Raw genomic sequence first — 14,457 nt, 5'->3', positions numbered from 1 at the left:
GCTAATTCCAAGACAGTTGATGCTCTTCGTAGGTTTGCGAGAAGTACTCCTCGTCCTGCGTAATGTAGAAATACAGGTCATCGGAGTCGGTCGGCTCAAGCGTGGCCTTGAGTGCCTCGAGCGACGGAGAGCAGATGGGCGTGGGTGGCAGGCCCTCGTGCTTATAGGTGTTATACGGGCTATCGCTCTGCAGGTCGTCGGCGGTAACCTCGCCACCGGTGACATACATCATGGTCGCATCGCTGTTGAGATAGCGCAGACCGTCGAGCTTGCCGGCAAGGCGGTTGTAGAAAACCGAGGCCACGTGCGCACGTTGATCGGCGTTGAGGCCCTCGCGCTCAACGATAGAGGCCAAGTTGACGATGTCGTAGTCGGACATCTCCACACCGTAGCGCTCCTTGATCTTGGCTTCGCAGCTCGCAAAGTCAAGCGACTTGTACTCGGTCTTAAACTGATCGAGCATGGCGCGAATCACGTCATCGGCCGTCGGCGAATCACCCAACGAATAGGTCTTGGGGAACAAGAAACCCTCGAGCGAGTCGTTGGCGGCGCCCTTAAGGAAGCTATAGTCGTCCACGTAGTTGGAGGCCTTGGCCTGGTTGAGGAAGTCTTCCTTAGAGATGCTGTCGTAGGCCTGGGCCACGCGGTCGGCGACTTGATCGACTGTCAGACCCTCAGGGATAGTCAGCGCATTGGAGCCCGCGTTGGGGCCTTCCATGAGCTGCTGAACAACCTTGGTCGCATCCATGAGTGTGGTGAACGAGTAGGTGCCAGGCTTAAGCGACATATCGGCGTTAAGCTTTTTCACCGCCGCGTAGTAATCCTTGGGATTTTCGACGATATGGTTCTCGGAGAGAATCGAGGCGATCGTATCGCCCGAAGCACCGTCGGGAATGGTCACCGTAACCTGCTGACCAGCCGCGACCTTCGTATCCTCACCGGTAAAGAAGCCCTTGACGGCAGGCACGACAAAGAAAGCGATAGTAGCAAGCGCGATTACGGCCACCACGACGCCGACAATCATGGGCACCGGGGAGCTTTTCTTTTGGGCACCGCGACGAGCATGCGTGTTGTAGCTCGAGCGGGCCGCCGGAGCAACGCCATGCGAACCGCGAGCGTGATGCGAATGCGATTGGGGGGCCTGCGTTCGCTGAGTAGGTGCCTGATGCTTAAAGCGAGCACCGCCTGCAGGCTGAGCCGAACGAGCAGCGGGCTGCTGAGCCGCGTGAGAAGCCGGATACTGAACCGAACGAGCAGAAGGCTGCTGACCCGTCCGTTGAACAGGTTGGGCTGAACGAGAGGAGGACTGCACCGGGCGCGCGGCAGATTGAGCTGCGCGCTGGGTCGGCTGTGCCGGACGCTGGCCAGGCTGGGCAGGGCGCGACGACGGCTGACGTGTACGATTCGGCTGGCGCGGATCGGGAGCGCTAGGCATGCGAAACCTCCTCGTTTTTACGATCAAGCCACGTCTGCAAAAACAGGCTGGCGGCAATCATGTCAATCTTGCCCCTCATCTGCTTTTCGTTGAGGCCCTGCTCGCGCAGGATACGCTTTGCCTCTTGCGAGGACAGGCGCTCGTCCTCAAACTCCAACGGAAGATCGAGCTCGTCGGCAATCTTTTGCGCAACAGCGGCAACGCGCTCGGCCTGGGGACCGGGCTCACCGGCCATGGTCAGGGGACGCCCACTTACCAGGATATCGGGCTCATAGTCCTCAACCAGGTAGCGGAACGTCTTGGCCATACCGGTGACCTCTGCAGCCGGGAGCACCTTGACAGGCATCGCCATCTTGCCATCACGGCTCGAGACGGCGATGCCGATCCTGGTCTCCCCTATGTCCAGCGCAAGCGCGACCACAGCGACTACCTAGATTCTTAGGCGCCGAGCGCGGTCTTAGCGGCCGCGAGGGCATCGGCGATGCCGGCGGCGTTCTTGCCACCGGCCTGGGCCATGTTGGGACGGCCGCCACCGCGACCGTCGACCAGGCCCGCGATCTGCTTGATCACGTTACCGGCGTGGAAACCGGCCTTGACGGCGTCATCGGAGCCGGCGGCGAGCAGGGCCGGGGTGCCCTTCTCGGTCACGCTGGCGACGACGCAGGCGACAGGACCGGCGACCTTCTGGTGCACGGTATCCCAGACGTTGCGCAGGTCGGCAGCCTCAAGGCCCTGGAGCTCAGCGACGACGAGCTTGTAGCCGTCGAGCTCGATGGCGCCCTCGATGGCGCTGGAGATAGCGTCGGAGGAACCACCGGTCAGTGCCTTCTTGAGCTTGTTGGAAGTCTCGCGCAGCTCGGCCTGCAGGTTCTCCACGCGGGCGGGAACCTCATCCACGCGGCACTTGAGCGCAGCAGCGGCGGCGTCGACGAGCGCCAGACGGTCGGCCATGTAGTCGAGAGCACCCTTAGAGGTCACGGCCTCAATACGGCGGACGTTGGAGCCCGTAGAGGACTCGGAAATGATCTTGAACAGGCCGATCTCGGCGGTGTTGGCGGCATGGGTGCCACCGCAGAGCTCACGGGAGAACGGCTGGTCCTCGGCGCCCACGGAGACAACGCGGACGACGTCGCCATACTTCTCGCCAAACAGGGCGACAGCACCGGCGGCCTTGGCCTCGTCGATGCCCATGACGCGGGTCACGACCGGCTTGGAGGCGAAGATCTGCTGGTTAACCAGGTCCTCGACAGCCTTGAGCTGCTCGGAGGACAGGGCCTCGAAGTGCGTGAAGTCAAAGCGCAGGTGCTCGGGCGTCACCAGCGAGCCAGCCTGGGAGACATGCTCGCCCAGGACCTGCTTAAGCGCAGCGTCGAGCAGGTGGGTGGCGGTGTGGTTGCGGCGCAGGAAACCACGGCGCTCGGCGTCGAGCGCGGCGGTCACGGTAGCACCGACGGTCAATGTGCCCTCGGCAACGTGGGCGACGTGAGCATACAGGCCATTGTGGTTCTTGGTATCGGAAACGGTCAGCGCAACGCCCTCGGCGAAAAGCTCGCCGGCATCGCCCTGCTGGCCACCCATCTCGGCGTAGAACGGGGTGCGGTCGAGCACGACCTCGACGTCCTCGCCGGCAGCAGCGGACTCGACGGACTCGACGTTGCGCACGATGGCAACAACCTTGGCGCCTACGATCGCATCGTTGTCATAGCCGTCGAACTCAGTCGCGGCGACCTTGTCGGAAAGTTCGACCCACACGTCGTTGAAGCTGCCCCAGGCGTCGCCCTTGGCATTGGCGCGGGCGCGGGCCTTCTGGTCCTCCATGCAGGCGGTGAAGCCGTCCATGTCGACGTCGTGGCCAGCGGTGCCGGCGATCTCGACGGTCAGGTCGATGGGGAAACCAAAGGTGTCGTGCAGCTTAAAGGCAACATCGCCCGGAAGCACAGCGCCCTCGGCAAGCGCTGCCAGGGCCTCATCCAGGTAGACGCGACCGTTGTCGAGCGTCGTGGAGAAGCGCTCCTCCTCGGAGGCGACGATACCCTTGACGAGCGCGACGTTCTTGAGCAGCTCGGGATAGGCCTCGCCCATCTGAGCGTTGACCTCGTCGATAAACTTGGTCAGGAAGGCGCCCTCGATACCCAGCAGGCGACCGTGGAACACGGCACGGCGGAGCAGGCGTCGAAGGACGTACTCGCGACCCTCGTTACCGGGCAGGATGCCGTCCGAGATCATAAAGTCGACGGCACGAGAGTGATCCGCGATGATACGCAGCGAGCGGCTGGCACCGGAGTAATCGTCGGCGTCATAGGTCTTGCCGCTGATCTCCTCGCCCAGCTTGATGAGGTGCTGCATCAGATCGCCGTCGTAATTGGCGGTCTTGTGCTGCATGATGGCGGCCATGCGCTCTAGGCCCATGCCCGTATCGAGGTTGCGGTGCGGCAGCTCTGGCATGGAGCCGTCCTCCTGGCGGTCGTACTGGGTAAAGACGAGATTCCAGAACTCCAGGAAGCGGTCGCAGTCGCAGCCGGGCTTGCAGTCGGGGCTGCCGCAGCCAACCTCCTCGCCCATGTCAAAGTAAATCTCAGAGCACGGACCGCAGGGGCCGGTGGGGCCAGCGGCCCAGAAGTTGTCGTCCTCGCCCAGGCGGGAGATATGATCCTCGGCAACGCCCAGGGAGCGCCACACATCGTGGGTCTCGTCGTCCTCGGTAAAGACAGTAAAGTACAGGCGGTCGAGAGGCAGCTTGAACTCCTTGGTAATGAGCTCAAAGGCCCAAGCGCAGGCCTGCTGCTTGGAGACGCCACCAAAGGAGAAGTCGCCGAGCATCTCAAAGAAGGACAGGTGACGGCCGTCCTCGCCGATGCAATCGATGTCGTTGGTGCGGACGCACTTCTGGCAGGAGATTGCGCCGATCTCCTTCATGGTCTTCTTGCCCTGGTAATACTCCTTAAACTGGTTCATGCCGGCGTTGGCAAGCAGCAGCGAAGGATCGTCGGGGACGAGGGACGAAGAAGGATAGAGCTTAAGACCGCGCTCCTCAAAGAAGTTGAGGAACTTAGAGCGAATCTCGGCCGTAGTCATTGACGGGTAGTCAGCACTCATAGAGGGAATCTCCTCGGTTTCACATCGAAACAGTTCAAACGTAACGATATTACCATCCCACCGCGCCTGTGCAAAAAAGAGGGCCGCCAAACAGCGACCCTCCAGCGAAAGTGCACGTTATTTAGTACTGTGCGATCCTTTGAAAAAAGACTGCTGTAGAATTACATATAAGAGTCACCCGGAAGGAGCGATCGATGAAAAGCAAACGATTTTTCCTCAATGCACTTCTGTTAGCGGCACTTTTAACGCTATTGGCTTTCTCCTGCTGGTACGCAAACCAACCAGCATTTGGCTACGTGTTGTATGCAGTAATGTCCGGCGATAAGGCTTATTACACTTTACGCGCAATTGACATTCTCTTTTTCTATGTTGCCGGTCCCTTATCAATCGCTTTGCTCGCGTTTCTTGTCATTTACAACTTCAAGAAACGTTAATGGGGCCTATTTAGAATCCGAATCGTCCATGGACCCGTCGATGCCGGTTTTGGTATCGTCATCAGAGTTGGAATCGTCATCCTTGGCGAAGGGATTCTTGAAGAAACCCGTGGCATCGGGCTGAAGACCCGAGAGCTTGATCCAGGGATTATCGAGCTCGGGCTTGGGCATAGCCTTGGCCTCGGGCGCGGTCTCGTTGCCGATGAGCTCGGACTCATAGATGAACGTATCGTCCCCGAGCGCGTCATAGGCGGCGACCGGGTTGCCATCGGCATCGCGGTACGGCGTGCCCTTAAACACGGCGCCGTCATAGGCCACAAGCTGGCGGCCGGTCTCGTTCTCAAAGTAGTAGACGAAAATGCCCTTGAGGGCTGCGCACAGCGGAATGGCAATGATCATGCCAATAGGACCCATGAGTGCCGAGCCAATAACGAGCGCCGTGAGGCTCATGATGGGATGCACCTGCACCGAGCTCTGCATGACCTTAGGCGAAATTACGTTATCGGTGACGTTTTGAGCGACCATCGTCACGATGAGCGTCCATAACGCCAACATGGGGCTGAACATGAAACCGAGCACTGTGGCGATTGCTGCGCTCACCCAGGGACCGACGACAGGAACCAAATGCATGATGCCGGTAAAGATGGCCATGAGCGCCGCATACGGATGGCCGATGATCATAAAACCGATAAAGGCGAGGAAACCACCGCAGATGGACGTCACGACCATACCGCGCATGTAGCCGCCGACAGAGCGAGAAAGGATGGCGACCATAAAGCGGTACGAGGTCTCCTTCTCCTGACCGATGATGGTGCAAATCTCGTGGTGCATGCGAGGGTAGTCGCAGGCCATCCAGTACGCAAGCACCAGACCAAGGAAGATCACGAACAACTGCGAGGCTGTATTGGTGATGAGCGGGAACACACCGCGGCCAAGCTCGGCAGCGATCTGAGACACATACTTCGATGCCACGGCAACCAGCGACGAAAGATTATCGTCCAGATACTCCTTGAGCGGCGTGTTGTTGAGCGTCTTGGCATGCGAGATCATCTCGTTGAGGTCGCCACCCGCAACACGAAGCTGCTCGGGCAGGCGGCTCAGGACTTCCATGATCTGACCAAAGAGAATCGGCGACAAGATGCAAACGACACCGACGAGCACAGCAACGACCACAATAAGCGCGATAAGCGAACCGATGCCGCGATTCACGCCATGGTGCTCGAGCCAGTTGGTGATCGGGGACATCACAAAAGCAATGATGGAGCCGACGGCAAGAAACTCAATAACCGGTGCCAGGATGCCCATAAGGTTAAAGATGACGGCGGCGATGACGATGCAACCGACGACAGCCCAAATGCGAAGCGTCAGAATGCGGGTATCGCGCAGCGTGCGGTCGGTTTGTTGGGGGTGCTCACTCATGAACGAACCATTACTCCGTCAGGGTCAATCTTGTCTTGAATCTTCTTGAGGGTGCGGCGCAGTAGGCGCGAGACCTGCACCTGCGAAATGCCCAGCTTCTTGGCGATCTCGATCTGGGTCATGCCCTTCACAAAGCGTAGCTCGATCACCTCACGCTCGCGCGGCGAGAAATCGCGGATGGCTTCCTCGATTACCAGGCGGTCATCGGTAAAGTCGAGCTCGTTGTCGTCGTCGGCATAGCGATCGAGAATCGAGGGAGCATCGTCGGAGTCGGACGCGCCGGGAGCCTCGATGGGCACCGAGGTGTAGGCCGAGGACGATTCCATGGCTTCGAGCACCTCGTCGACGGTCACGCCAAGGTAATCGGCGATTTCCTCAACCTTGGGCGAGCGCTGCAACTCGTTGGTAAGCTTGTCGGTAGCCTGGTTAACCTTGGCAGAAAGCTCCTGCAGGCGACGAGGCACGCGCACGCTCCAGCCCTTGTCACGGAAGTGACGCTTGATCTCGCCCAAGATGGTGGGCGTGGCAAACGTCGTGAACTCGAGTCCGCGCTCGGGATCAAAGCGATCGATAGCCTTGAGCAAGCCCAAGTACCCGACCTGCAAAAGGTCATCGAGCGGCTCGCCGCGGTTCTTGAATTTGTTGGCAAGAAACCTTACCAGGTTCATATGGGACATGACGAGCTGCTCGCGAGCATCCGGATCACCGGTCTCCTTATAACGACGAAACAGCTCGCGGGTTTTCTCCTTGTCCCAAGCGGTCTTGCCGCTCCGGGAGCGTTCGGTCATATTAGATATCCGCCTTGAGGTCGAGGGAAAGCGTTAGGGGCGCTGTAGTCTTTTCGTAAGAGTCACACACGCTCGCCAAAATGAGCTCGGCATACACGGCAGCCTGGTCATCCTCATCGACAGTCGCCTGGTCGCCAAAGGTAAAGGTCATGCCCACATGCGATTCGTCGACATCGAATTTGATCGAGATATCGTCGGAATCAACAGCCGTGCAGCCAAAGATGAAGGCTTCTTCGGCAGCCATACGAATGTCCTCGATGCGATCAACGGACATAGAGCACAGGGCGCCGACGTTGGCGGCCGTCATGCGCACCAAGCGCGCGAGACGCGGATCACCGGCAACGCTCAGCGTAATGGGGCAGGTTGCTTCGCTACTCATCGCAGGACTCCTCGGAGGTCTCGGCAGGCGTATAAGTGTAATACTGAGCAGGCTTAGCAGCGGGCTTCTGAACATCATCGTCGTCAGCAGCGGCATCGTCATCGCCAATCAGAACGCGCTCAGTAGGCTGCTCGGCCTCGGCGGCGGCAGCGGCGAGCTTGCGATCGGCGTCGGCTGCAGGAGCCTTCACCTTATTGAAGAGCTTCTGCACGGCGCCAGCAGCAGAATCAGTCACGCTCGATACGGCATTGCTGGCCTCGGCCACGCTGCCCGTGACCTCGGAGATGTCGCGAACGACCGCCTCAACCTCAACGAGGTTAGACGTCAGAGCATCAACGGCAGTCTTGCTCGACTTGAGGAGCGGCTCAACCTGTGCCAGCGCGGGGGTGAGCTCATCGACAGCGCCGTCGAGCTTTGCCACCACAGGCTGTGCCTCGGCGAGCGTATTGTTAAGGTCACTCACCGTCTTGTCGAGCGAATCAACGACGGTGCGGGTCTTGCGCAGCGTGAGCGCGAGCTCGACAACAGCCCACACGCCGGCAACGGCGAGCAACAGCAGGGCGATTTGAATGGGACTCATACAAGCCTCCCAAAGGAATCGAAATACAGACGCTGTTCATGGTACCCCAAAGGGGACCGAACATGCCAAGCGTGAGATCCTGGGACAAAATAATCAGCAGTTACTTCGGAGCATTACCGCTACGGTCGCGTTCGCTTTGCTCAACACGCCACTCTTCCCAACCGCGGCCGGCAGGCTGCCAGAACGCGCCGCGCTCCAACCCCTCGGGCAAATAGCGCTGATCGACCCAGCCTTCGGGATAATCGTGCGGATACTTATACACGCCATATTCATCGCTGCCTGGGCGATGACGATCGCGCAGGTAGCTGGGCACCTCGCGAAGACCACTGCTGTGGATATCGGCCAGCGCCGCATCGATCGAGGCCTCGCACGCGTTGGACTTAGGCGCCAGGCACACATAGAGCGCAGCCTGAGCCAGGTTGATGCGACACTCGGGATAGCCAATGACCTCGGCAGATTTAAATGCGGCATGTGCCACCAAAAGCGCCTGCGGGTCGGCGTTGCCAACATCCTCGGAAGCCTGAATCATAATGCGGCGAGCGATAAACTTGGGATCCTCCCCTGCATCGATCATGCGCGCGAGCCAATAGATCGTGGCATCGGGATCGCTGCCGCGCATAGATTTAATAAACGCACTGATAATGTCGTAGTGCATGTCACCGTTTTTGTCATACGAAAACCCACGACGTGGATTGGCGATCTTCACGTCATCCACGGTAATGGGATAGCGTTCCCCCGCCGCCGGCGCTGACGTTCCCTCGGTATCGGGACGCGTGACGGCAATCTCGCTCGCAAGCTCGAGCGTCGTGAGCGCCGAGCGAGCGTCGCCCGCAGCCAGCGTGCAGATGGTCTTAACCGTATCCTCATCGGCGTAGAATTTGCCGTTCAAACCCTGCGGCGCCTCGAGCGCACGCTCAATGAGTGTGGCGATATCCTCGTCTTTAAGATGTTCAAGCTCCACCACGCGACCGCGCGAGAGCAACGCCGAGTTGACCTCGAAGTACGGATTCTCCGTCGTAGCACCAATCATAATGACGGTACGGTTCTCAACTGCATGCAGCAGGGCATCCTGCTGTGACTTGGAGAAGCGGTGAATCTCATCGATGAATAGAATGGTGCGGCGGTCGTAGGTATTCAGGCGCGTCTTGGCCTCGTCAATCACGCGGCGCAAGTCCTTTACGGTGCCCGTCACGGCACTGACCTCGACAAACTCGCTCTTGGTATGGTTGGCGATAATATGGGCCAGCGTCGTTTTGCCCGTACCGGCCGGCCCGTACAGGATCACACTCGACAGCACGTCGTGCTCAATCGCGGCACGCAACCACGAGCCCTTACCGACGGCCTTTTGCTGGCCCACATACTCGTCGAGCGAATTGGGCCGCATGCGCACCGCAAGCGGCGCATTCTGAAAGGAACGCTCGCGCGTCGAAGCAGAAAAAAGGTCGTCCATAGCCATCCCGTGCGTCAATCAAAAACGTTTTCCACGAACAGTATACCGAATATATACGAACTACCGTTCGTTAATATAGGTACGGTGCGGAAACTTCAATCCCGGAAACAACTTGCTCGTAAGCTCGCAGAAATAGCCATCCGTCATGCTTGCAATGTAATCCACGACCGCCTGGTCCTTATCGTCCTGCCAGGCATAGGTGCGATCGTAGTAGGAAAGCTGCTGCTCAATGCGCAAAATGTGGTGTTTAAAGATATACGAAGACTCGTTGCCTTCGTTTATATCCCGCAGGCAACGGTCGTAGAGCTTTTCGAAGGCCTCACGCAGCTCCGATTCGGAGTCGCCCTCGATGCCGCCCTTGCTATAAATCTTCTCGTAGTTCTCGCGCTTGGCTCGGCGGATTTCCTCAAACAGGTCCTCGCTCATCTCGATGCGTGGCTTGCCATAGCTGTGCTCGACGATATCGATGGAGGCATGCGTAAGAATCCAACTGTTGTATGCTCCGCCCAGGTCATCGTCAAAGGCGTCGGTTGACAGCAGACCCGCCGCAATGGCGTCTTGGCGATCGCGCCCCACGTAGGCAAGGATATCCGAGATGCGAACCACACAGCCCTCGAGCGTCATGGGGCGCAGGTGCTCGATTGCGCTATAACCCGTGGCAATGCAATCCTCAACCGTCTGATCGAACTGGTCAAAAGAGCCCATGTCCGAAAGCTCAAACACACGTCGCTCGTACTCGCCGTTGTGACACAGAACGCCGTCGAGCGTCTGGAGCGACACGTTGCGGCCGTACAGCGCGTCGAGCACGCGGACCGACTGCACGTTATGGAAAAAATAACGACCCGTGCGCTTGTGATAGATATCGTTGAGGAATCGCTCACCGGCATGGCCAAAAGGCGTGTGGCCCAAGTCGTGGCCTAAGCCAATCGCCTCGATCAGATCGCAATTGAGCCCCAGGGCGCGACCGATATCGCGCGCAATGCGCGAGACGAGCTGCACGTGCAGACCGCGGCGCGACAGGTCATCATTGCTACGGAAGCTAAAGACCTGCGTTTTGCCTGCATAACGGGAGTATGCGGGCAGATGCAGAATCTTTTCGGTATCGCGCATGAAGGCCGGACGCATGAGCGTGCCCTCGTCTGCAGCCCGATCGACACGTCGGATGACCTGGCCGTCACCGCATCGGTAGGGATTAACGACACCCGAGGCGCGGTCGACGGCGATACGCTCGACCAGCTCGGGCGACAACGCCGCGGGAATGCGATCCATACGAGCCTTGATGGCGGCTGTCTGTTGATTGATTGCCATGGCATGCTCCTTAAAAAGGGCGCGCAAACGGTTACAACGTACTACCAACAACCTCGATTATGGCAAATATCGGCACCAAAAACGGCAGCAATGGCAAGGAGCGCGATTTTGCGATGAGACAGGTGACAGCAAGGGCAAGGAGCGAGGCAGCAAACGCAACGATGCCACCCAGGGGATCGAAGGTACAAAGGGCATAGAGCGCCTTGGCGTCCCCCATGCCAATGCCGGGAGCGTGACGAGCACGACGCGAGAGCGACTCAGTAAGCACAAGGGCAAGGTAGACGATGACCGCAAGACCGGCGTGGTCAAGCGCCGTGTTAATGCCCCTGTCGAGCCAAACGCCTGCAAACGCCGCCACGGCACACGCGCCAGCAAGCTCATTGGGAAAACGCCGCTCACGGGCATCAATCGCCGCGCCGGCAAAGATGCAAATCCAAAACGGGATATAGACCATCGAACACCTCCTTGGGCAGCAGCTCAAACGCAAAAACCACCACAAAGGCGCTGTTCCTTTGTGGTGGTTTAGATCGTGGTTATTTGGCGCCTTGCATGACCTCGTCGAGGGTAACGCTTACGGCGTGCTGCGTCGGCACCCAGTCGACCTTCAGGAACAGAGCAGCCACCGTAATGGGGATATAGCTGAACATAAAGATCGGGAAGGTAAACAGGTTGGTCACCAGACGCCACTTTTGCGCGCAGTGAATATGCTTGTACTCAAAGATGGTCGTGAGTAGCGCCAGGATAAAGAAGGTCTGGTACATCATCGCGAAGGTCATAATGAGCGAGGCGGCACAAGCCTGCATCTCGACCTCGGTGGCCAAGAAGCCGTGCGAAAGCCCGCCCACGATGAGGAAGGTAGCATTGGCGAGCATCGAGATCAGCGATAGCAGCATACCCGGAGCGATCGTCATAAACATGTCGTAGGCGGCAAAGCGATGATAGCGGAAGGTCGATTTGACGAGATGCTTACCGTAGGTAAAGAACACCTGGTAGAAGCCCTTGGTCCAACGCATACGCTGTTTCCAGGACGCCTTAAACGTCACGGGCTGTTCGTCAAAGAACTCCGCCGGCGCATAGCCAATACGAATGCCGTGAATGGCGCAGAACGTGGTGAACTGAATATCCTCGGTCAGCGTGTGGAACTGCCAACCGTGCATGCCCTCGATAACACTGGCGGAAATGAGGTAGCCCGAACCCGAGACGGCGCAAGACGTCTTGCAGATGTTGCGTGCGTTGTTGAGAAAGCGCGCCTCTCGCAGATACCAGGTGGCATTAGCCGCCGAGATCCACGAGCTGCCGAAGTTCTTGGAGTTGCGATAGCTCGTGACCACATGGAAGCCCTGGTCAAAGGCATCGTTCATCTTGGACACGTAATCGCGGGCGATGACGTTATCGGCATCGAAGATAAAGTAACCTTCAAACGTATCGGGATACTCGTTAAGGATGCGGTCGAAACCAAAGTCCATGACCCAGCTCTTACCCTTGCGGGCTAGATCGTTACGCTCATAAACGATGGCGCCCGCCTCGCGCGCGAGCTGCGCCGTGTTGTCGGTGCAGGCGTCGGCGACCACGAAGACCTCGATAAGCTCGGACGGATAGTCCTGATCCTTGATGGAGCGAACGAGGTTAGCGATCACGGCCTCCTCGTTATGCGCTGCAATAAAGAAGGCATACCGGTGGAGTTTTTTGGCCTTAGGAGGCGCGACCTCACCACGAAGAGCGCCAATGACAAAGAAAACCACCTGGTACAGAAAGCAGGCCGTGAGCAGCGTGACGACAATCTGGTTGAAGATCACGATGGGTGTGTTGGTTTGTAAAAAGGCGAGCATGCAGGCTCCCAGCAACGCGTTACGTAAACAACCGTATATCTTACCGCAGGCTTACCGAGTTCAAGAAACCACCTAATACGGGCTAGGCTTCGAGCAGACCGAGCTGCGGGACGATGTCATCGCCAGCGTCAGTGCGACCGAGCGAACGCGGGGCCAGATCATCCAGAACCGCGGAAAGGTCCCACGGCAGCTCGTCACGGCACTCGATGCGCTCCCCCGTCACGGGATGGTCGAATGCCACGCGCCAGGAATGAAGGAACTGCCTGGTCAGACGCTGATCGGCACGCGCATCGCACTTACCGTAGAGCGGATCGCCCACGCAGGCGTGGTTGATATGACGCATGTGCACGCGAATCTGATGCGTGCGGCCGGTAAACAGGTGACACTCGACAAGCGTGTAGCCGTCGTCAAAACGCGTGGAATCAAAGCGCTCGAGCACCTTGAAAGTCGTGATGGCCTGGCGCGCAAAGGGGTCATCAGAAACCGCCATCTTCACGCGGTCGCGCGTCGATCGGGCAATACCGGTGTTGATAGTGCCCTCGTCCATGGCAATGTGCCCGTGAACGAGCGTAATGTAGCGGCGGTCGAGCGTACGCGTACGGATGAGATTTTGAAGCGCGCGCTGGGTGTCGTCGTCTTTTGCCGCGAGCATAAGGCCCGAGGTATCGCGATCCAGGCGATGCACGATGCCGGGGCGGTCCTCACCCTGCACGGTGCCCAGATGGTCGATACCGCAGTGATAGACCAGAGCATTCGCAAGGGTTCCGCTCTCGTGGCCGTGGGCGGGATGGCACACCAAGCCGCGCTGCTTGGAGAGCACGATGAGGTAGTCGTCCTCATAGCGGATATCAAGGGGAATGGCCTCGGGAATCACGTCGGTCGGATCGTGCGGCTCGGGTAAGTCGACCGAGATACGGTCGCCGGAGCGCACAGCATATTTTTTTGATAGGCAGGTCTCGCCGTTGACGGCAACGGCACCGCCCTCGATCAAGTGCGCACAGGCAGAGCGCGTGGGGCAGCCATCGTTGGCGCCCAGATAGGCATCGAGACGCTGACCAGTAGCATCGTCGGCAACAAGAATATGGATGTCGGCCATTAACGCTCATTCCTTTCGCGAATCTTGCGGGCACGCTCCCCACGCTGCTTGGCTTTGCGCTTGGCGCGGGCCTCGTCACGGGCGTTGAGCTCGGCGGTCGCATCGACCTCACGGGCGGCAGGGCTCAAGAACATATAACCGATGAGCGCCAGCACGACGCCGAGCGTAATGCTGATATCGGCCACGTTAAAGACGGGGAAGTCGATGAAGGTGGTGGCAATAAAATCGGTCACGAAGCCAAAAGCCAGACGGTCGATCGCGTTGCCGATGGCGCCGCCCGCAACCATAGACATGCCCACAACCTCAAGACGAGCGAGCTGAGGCGCACGAACCAGGTACACCGCGATGGCAATGATGACGACAAGTGCCAGCACGGCAAACGCAATGCCATGGCCCTCGCCCAAGCTAAAGGCAGCTCCGATATTGCGGACAAACAGAAAGTCAATCACACCGGGGATAACAGTCATATGCAGAGCGTCGCCCACGGCACGAACCGCAAGCTTGGTCAGCTGGTCAACAAACAGCACGACCAACGCCACGCAACCAGCAACACCCAACCGCCAACGCAAAGTCGGCGTCATATCCCCAACACGACCCAAATCAATCCCCTACCCTCAAGAACATCGAATTCCGTTTAACGCAA

14 protein-coding genes are annotated in these 14,457 nt (G+C 58.8%); 1 reads left to right on the top strand and 13 read right to left on the bottom strand.

Features of this window, described 5'->3' with window-relative positions; all coding sequences use genetic code 11:
- Position 1: 1 nt before the first annotated feature.
- From mltG to alaS, 3 genes are read right to left on the bottom strand one after another with little or no spacing between them, the layout of a single operon-like run.
- Positions 2–1,435 carry an endolytic transglycosylase MltG gene (gene mltG, locus DW754_RS00335; protein WP_233508817.1) on the bottom strand — a complete coding sequence of 478 codons (1,434 nt, stop codon included), beginning with the start codon at positions 1,433–1,435 and terminating at the stop codon, positions 2–4.
- The gene (ruvX, locus tag DW754_RS00330; RefSeq protein WP_035138185.1) at positions 1,428–1,856 is read right to left on the bottom strand and encodes a Holliday junction resolvase RuvX; all 429 of its coding nucleotides are present in this window, start codon (positions 1,854–1,856) and stop codon (positions 1,428–1,430) included. The genes mltG and ruvX overlap by 8 nt, the downstream gene beginning before the upstream one ends.
- A 17-nt stretch (positions 1,857–1,873) precedes the next feature.
- Positions 1,874–4,531 carry an alanine--tRNA ligase gene (gene alaS / locus DW754_RS00325; protein ID WP_117758143.1) on the bottom strand — a complete coding sequence of 886 codons (2,658 nt, stop codon included), beginning with the start codon at positions 4,529–4,531 and terminating at the stop codon, positions 1,874–1,876.
- A gap of 194 nt (positions 4,532–4,725) precedes the next feature.
- Between alaS and DW754_RS00320 the strand changes: the two genes are divergently transcribed.
- Positions 4,726–4,965 carry a hypothetical protein gene (locus tag DW754_RS00320; RefSeq protein WP_117736302.1) on the top strand — a complete coding sequence of 80 codons (240 nt, stop codon included), beginning with the start codon at positions 4,726–4,728 and terminating at the stop codon, positions 4,963–4,965.
- Between the two features lie 6 nt (positions 4,966–4,971).
- On the opposite strand, the gene DW754_RS00315 is transcribed toward DW754_RS00320, so the two are convergent.
- From DW754_RS00315 to lspA, 10 genes are all read right to left on the bottom strand, one after another.
- Positions 4,972–6,384, bottom strand: coding sequence for an AI-2E family transporter (locus DW754_RS00315; RefSeq protein ID WP_117736301.1), 1,413 nt, complete (start codon positions 6,382–6,384; stop codon positions 4,972–4,974).
- A complete protein-coding gene (locus DW754_RS00310; RefSeq protein WP_117635146.1) occupies positions 6,381–7,172 on the bottom strand; it encodes an RNA polymerase sigma factor SigF in 792 nt (263 codons plus the stop codon). The genes DW754_RS00315 and DW754_RS00310 overlap by 4 nt, the downstream gene beginning before the upstream one ends.
- Position 7,173: 1 nt before the next feature.
- The gene (locus tag DW754_RS00305) at positions 7,174–7,551 is read right to left on the bottom strand and encodes an ATP-binding protein (protein ID WP_117736300.1); all 378 of its coding nucleotides are present in this window, start codon (positions 7,549–7,551) and stop codon (positions 7,174–7,176) included.
- Positions 7,544–8,131 carry a hypothetical protein gene (locus DW754_RS00300; RefSeq protein ID WP_117758144.1) on the bottom strand — a complete coding sequence of 196 codons (588 nt, stop codon included), beginning with the start codon at positions 8,129–8,131 and terminating at the stop codon, positions 7,544–7,546. The genes DW754_RS00305 and DW754_RS00300 overlap by 8 nt, the downstream gene beginning before the upstream one ends.
- A 100-nt stretch (positions 8,132–8,231) precedes the next feature.
- Positions 8,232–9,581, bottom strand: coding sequence for a replication-associated recombination protein A (locus DW754_RS00295; RefSeq protein ID WP_117758145.1), 1,350 nt, complete (start codon positions 9,579–9,581; stop codon positions 8,232–8,234).
- Positions 9,582–9,641: 60 nt separating this feature from the next.
- A complete protein-coding gene (locus tag DW754_RS00290; RefSeq protein WP_117758146.1) occupies positions 9,642–10,889 on the bottom strand; it encodes a deoxyguanosinetriphosphate triphosphohydrolase family protein in 1,248 nt (415 codons plus the stop codon).
- A gap of 31 nt (positions 10,890–10,920) precedes the next feature.
- Positions 10,921–11,343: a prepilin peptidase gene (locus DW754_RS00285; protein ID WP_117758147.1), complete on the bottom strand. Its 423-nt coding sequence runs from the start codon at positions 11,341–11,343 to the stop codon at positions 10,921–10,923.
- 79 nt (positions 11,344–11,422) lie between these two features.
- Positions 11,423–12,718: a glycosyltransferase family 2 protein gene (locus DW754_RS00280; protein ID WP_117758148.1), complete on the bottom strand. Its 1,296-nt coding sequence runs from the start codon at positions 12,716–12,718 to the stop codon at positions 11,423–11,425.
- Between the two features lie 82 nt (positions 12,719–12,800).
- On the bottom strand, positions 12,801–13,814 hold the full coding sequence (locus DW754_RS00275) for an RluA family pseudouridine synthase (protein ID WP_117758149.1): 1,014 nt from the start codon (positions 13,812–13,814) through the stop codon (positions 12,801–12,803).
- Positions 13,814–14,413, bottom strand: a complete 600-nt coding sequence (gene lspA / locus DW754_RS00270; protein ID WP_233508816.1) for a signal peptidase II — start codon at positions 14,411–14,413, stop codon at positions 13,814–13,816. Before lspA ends, DW754_RS00275 begins: the two co-directional genes overlap by 1 nt.
- Positions 14,414–14,457 lie beyond the last annotated feature (44 nt).

This window comes from Collinsella sp. AM29-10AC (genome assembly GCF_003469085.1).
Classification (GTDB): domain Bacteria; phylum Actinomycetota; class Coriobacteriia; order Coriobacteriales; family Coriobacteriaceae; genus Collinsella.
The sequence above is the reverse complement of the archived record's forward strand: the minus strand, read 5'-3'. Positions and strand labels throughout refer to the sequence as shown.

Excerpts from the sequence above, each read along its gene's own strand:
- mltG (WP_233508817.1), bottom strand. The coding sequence starts at position 1,435 with ATGCCTAGCGCTCCCGATCCGCGCCAGCCGAATCGTACACGTCAGCCG.
- alaS (WP_117758143.1), bottom strand. The coding sequence starts at position 4,531 with ATGAGTGCTGACTACCCGTCAATGACTACGGCCGAGATTCGCTCTAAG.
- DW754_RS00320 (WP_117736302.1), top strand. The coding sequence starts at position 4,726 with ATGAAAAGCAAACGATTTTTCCTCAATGCACTTCTGTTAGCGGCACTT.
- DW754_RS00315 (WP_117736301.1), bottom strand. The coding sequence starts at position 6,384 with ATGAGTGAGCACCCCCAACAAACCGACCGCACGCTGCGCGATACCCGC.
- DW754_RS00310 (WP_117635146.1), bottom strand. The coding sequence starts at position 7,172 with ATGACCGAACGCTCCCGGAGCGGCAAGACCGCTTGGGACAAGGAGAAA.
- DW754_RS00305 (WP_117736300.1), bottom strand. The coding sequence starts at position 7,551 with ATGAGTAGCGAAGCAACCTGCCCCATTACGCTGAGCGTTGCCGGTGAT.
- DW754_RS00300 (WP_117758144.1), bottom strand. The coding sequence starts at position 8,131 with ATGAGTCCCATTCAAATCGCCCTGCTGTTGCTCGCCGTTGCCGGCGTG.
- DW754_RS00295 (WP_117758145.1), bottom strand. The coding sequence starts at position 9,581 with ATGGACGACCTTTTTTCTGCTTCGACGCGCGAGCGTTCCTTTCAGAAT.
- DW754_RS00290 (WP_117758146.1), bottom strand. The coding sequence starts at position 10,889 with ATGGCAATCAATCAACAGACAGCCGCCATCAAGGCTCGTATGGATCGC.
- DW754_RS00285 (WP_117758147.1), bottom strand. The coding sequence starts at position 11,343 with ATGGTCTATATCCCGTTTTGGATTTGCATCTTTGCCGGCGCGGCGATT.
- DW754_RS00280 (WP_117758148.1), bottom strand. The coding sequence starts at position 12,718 with ATGCTCGCCTTTTTACAAACCAACACACCCATCGTGATCTTCAACCAG.
- DW754_RS00275 (WP_117758149.1), bottom strand. The coding sequence starts at position 13,814 with ATGGCCGACATCCATATTCTTGTTGCCGACGATGCTACTGGTCAGCGT.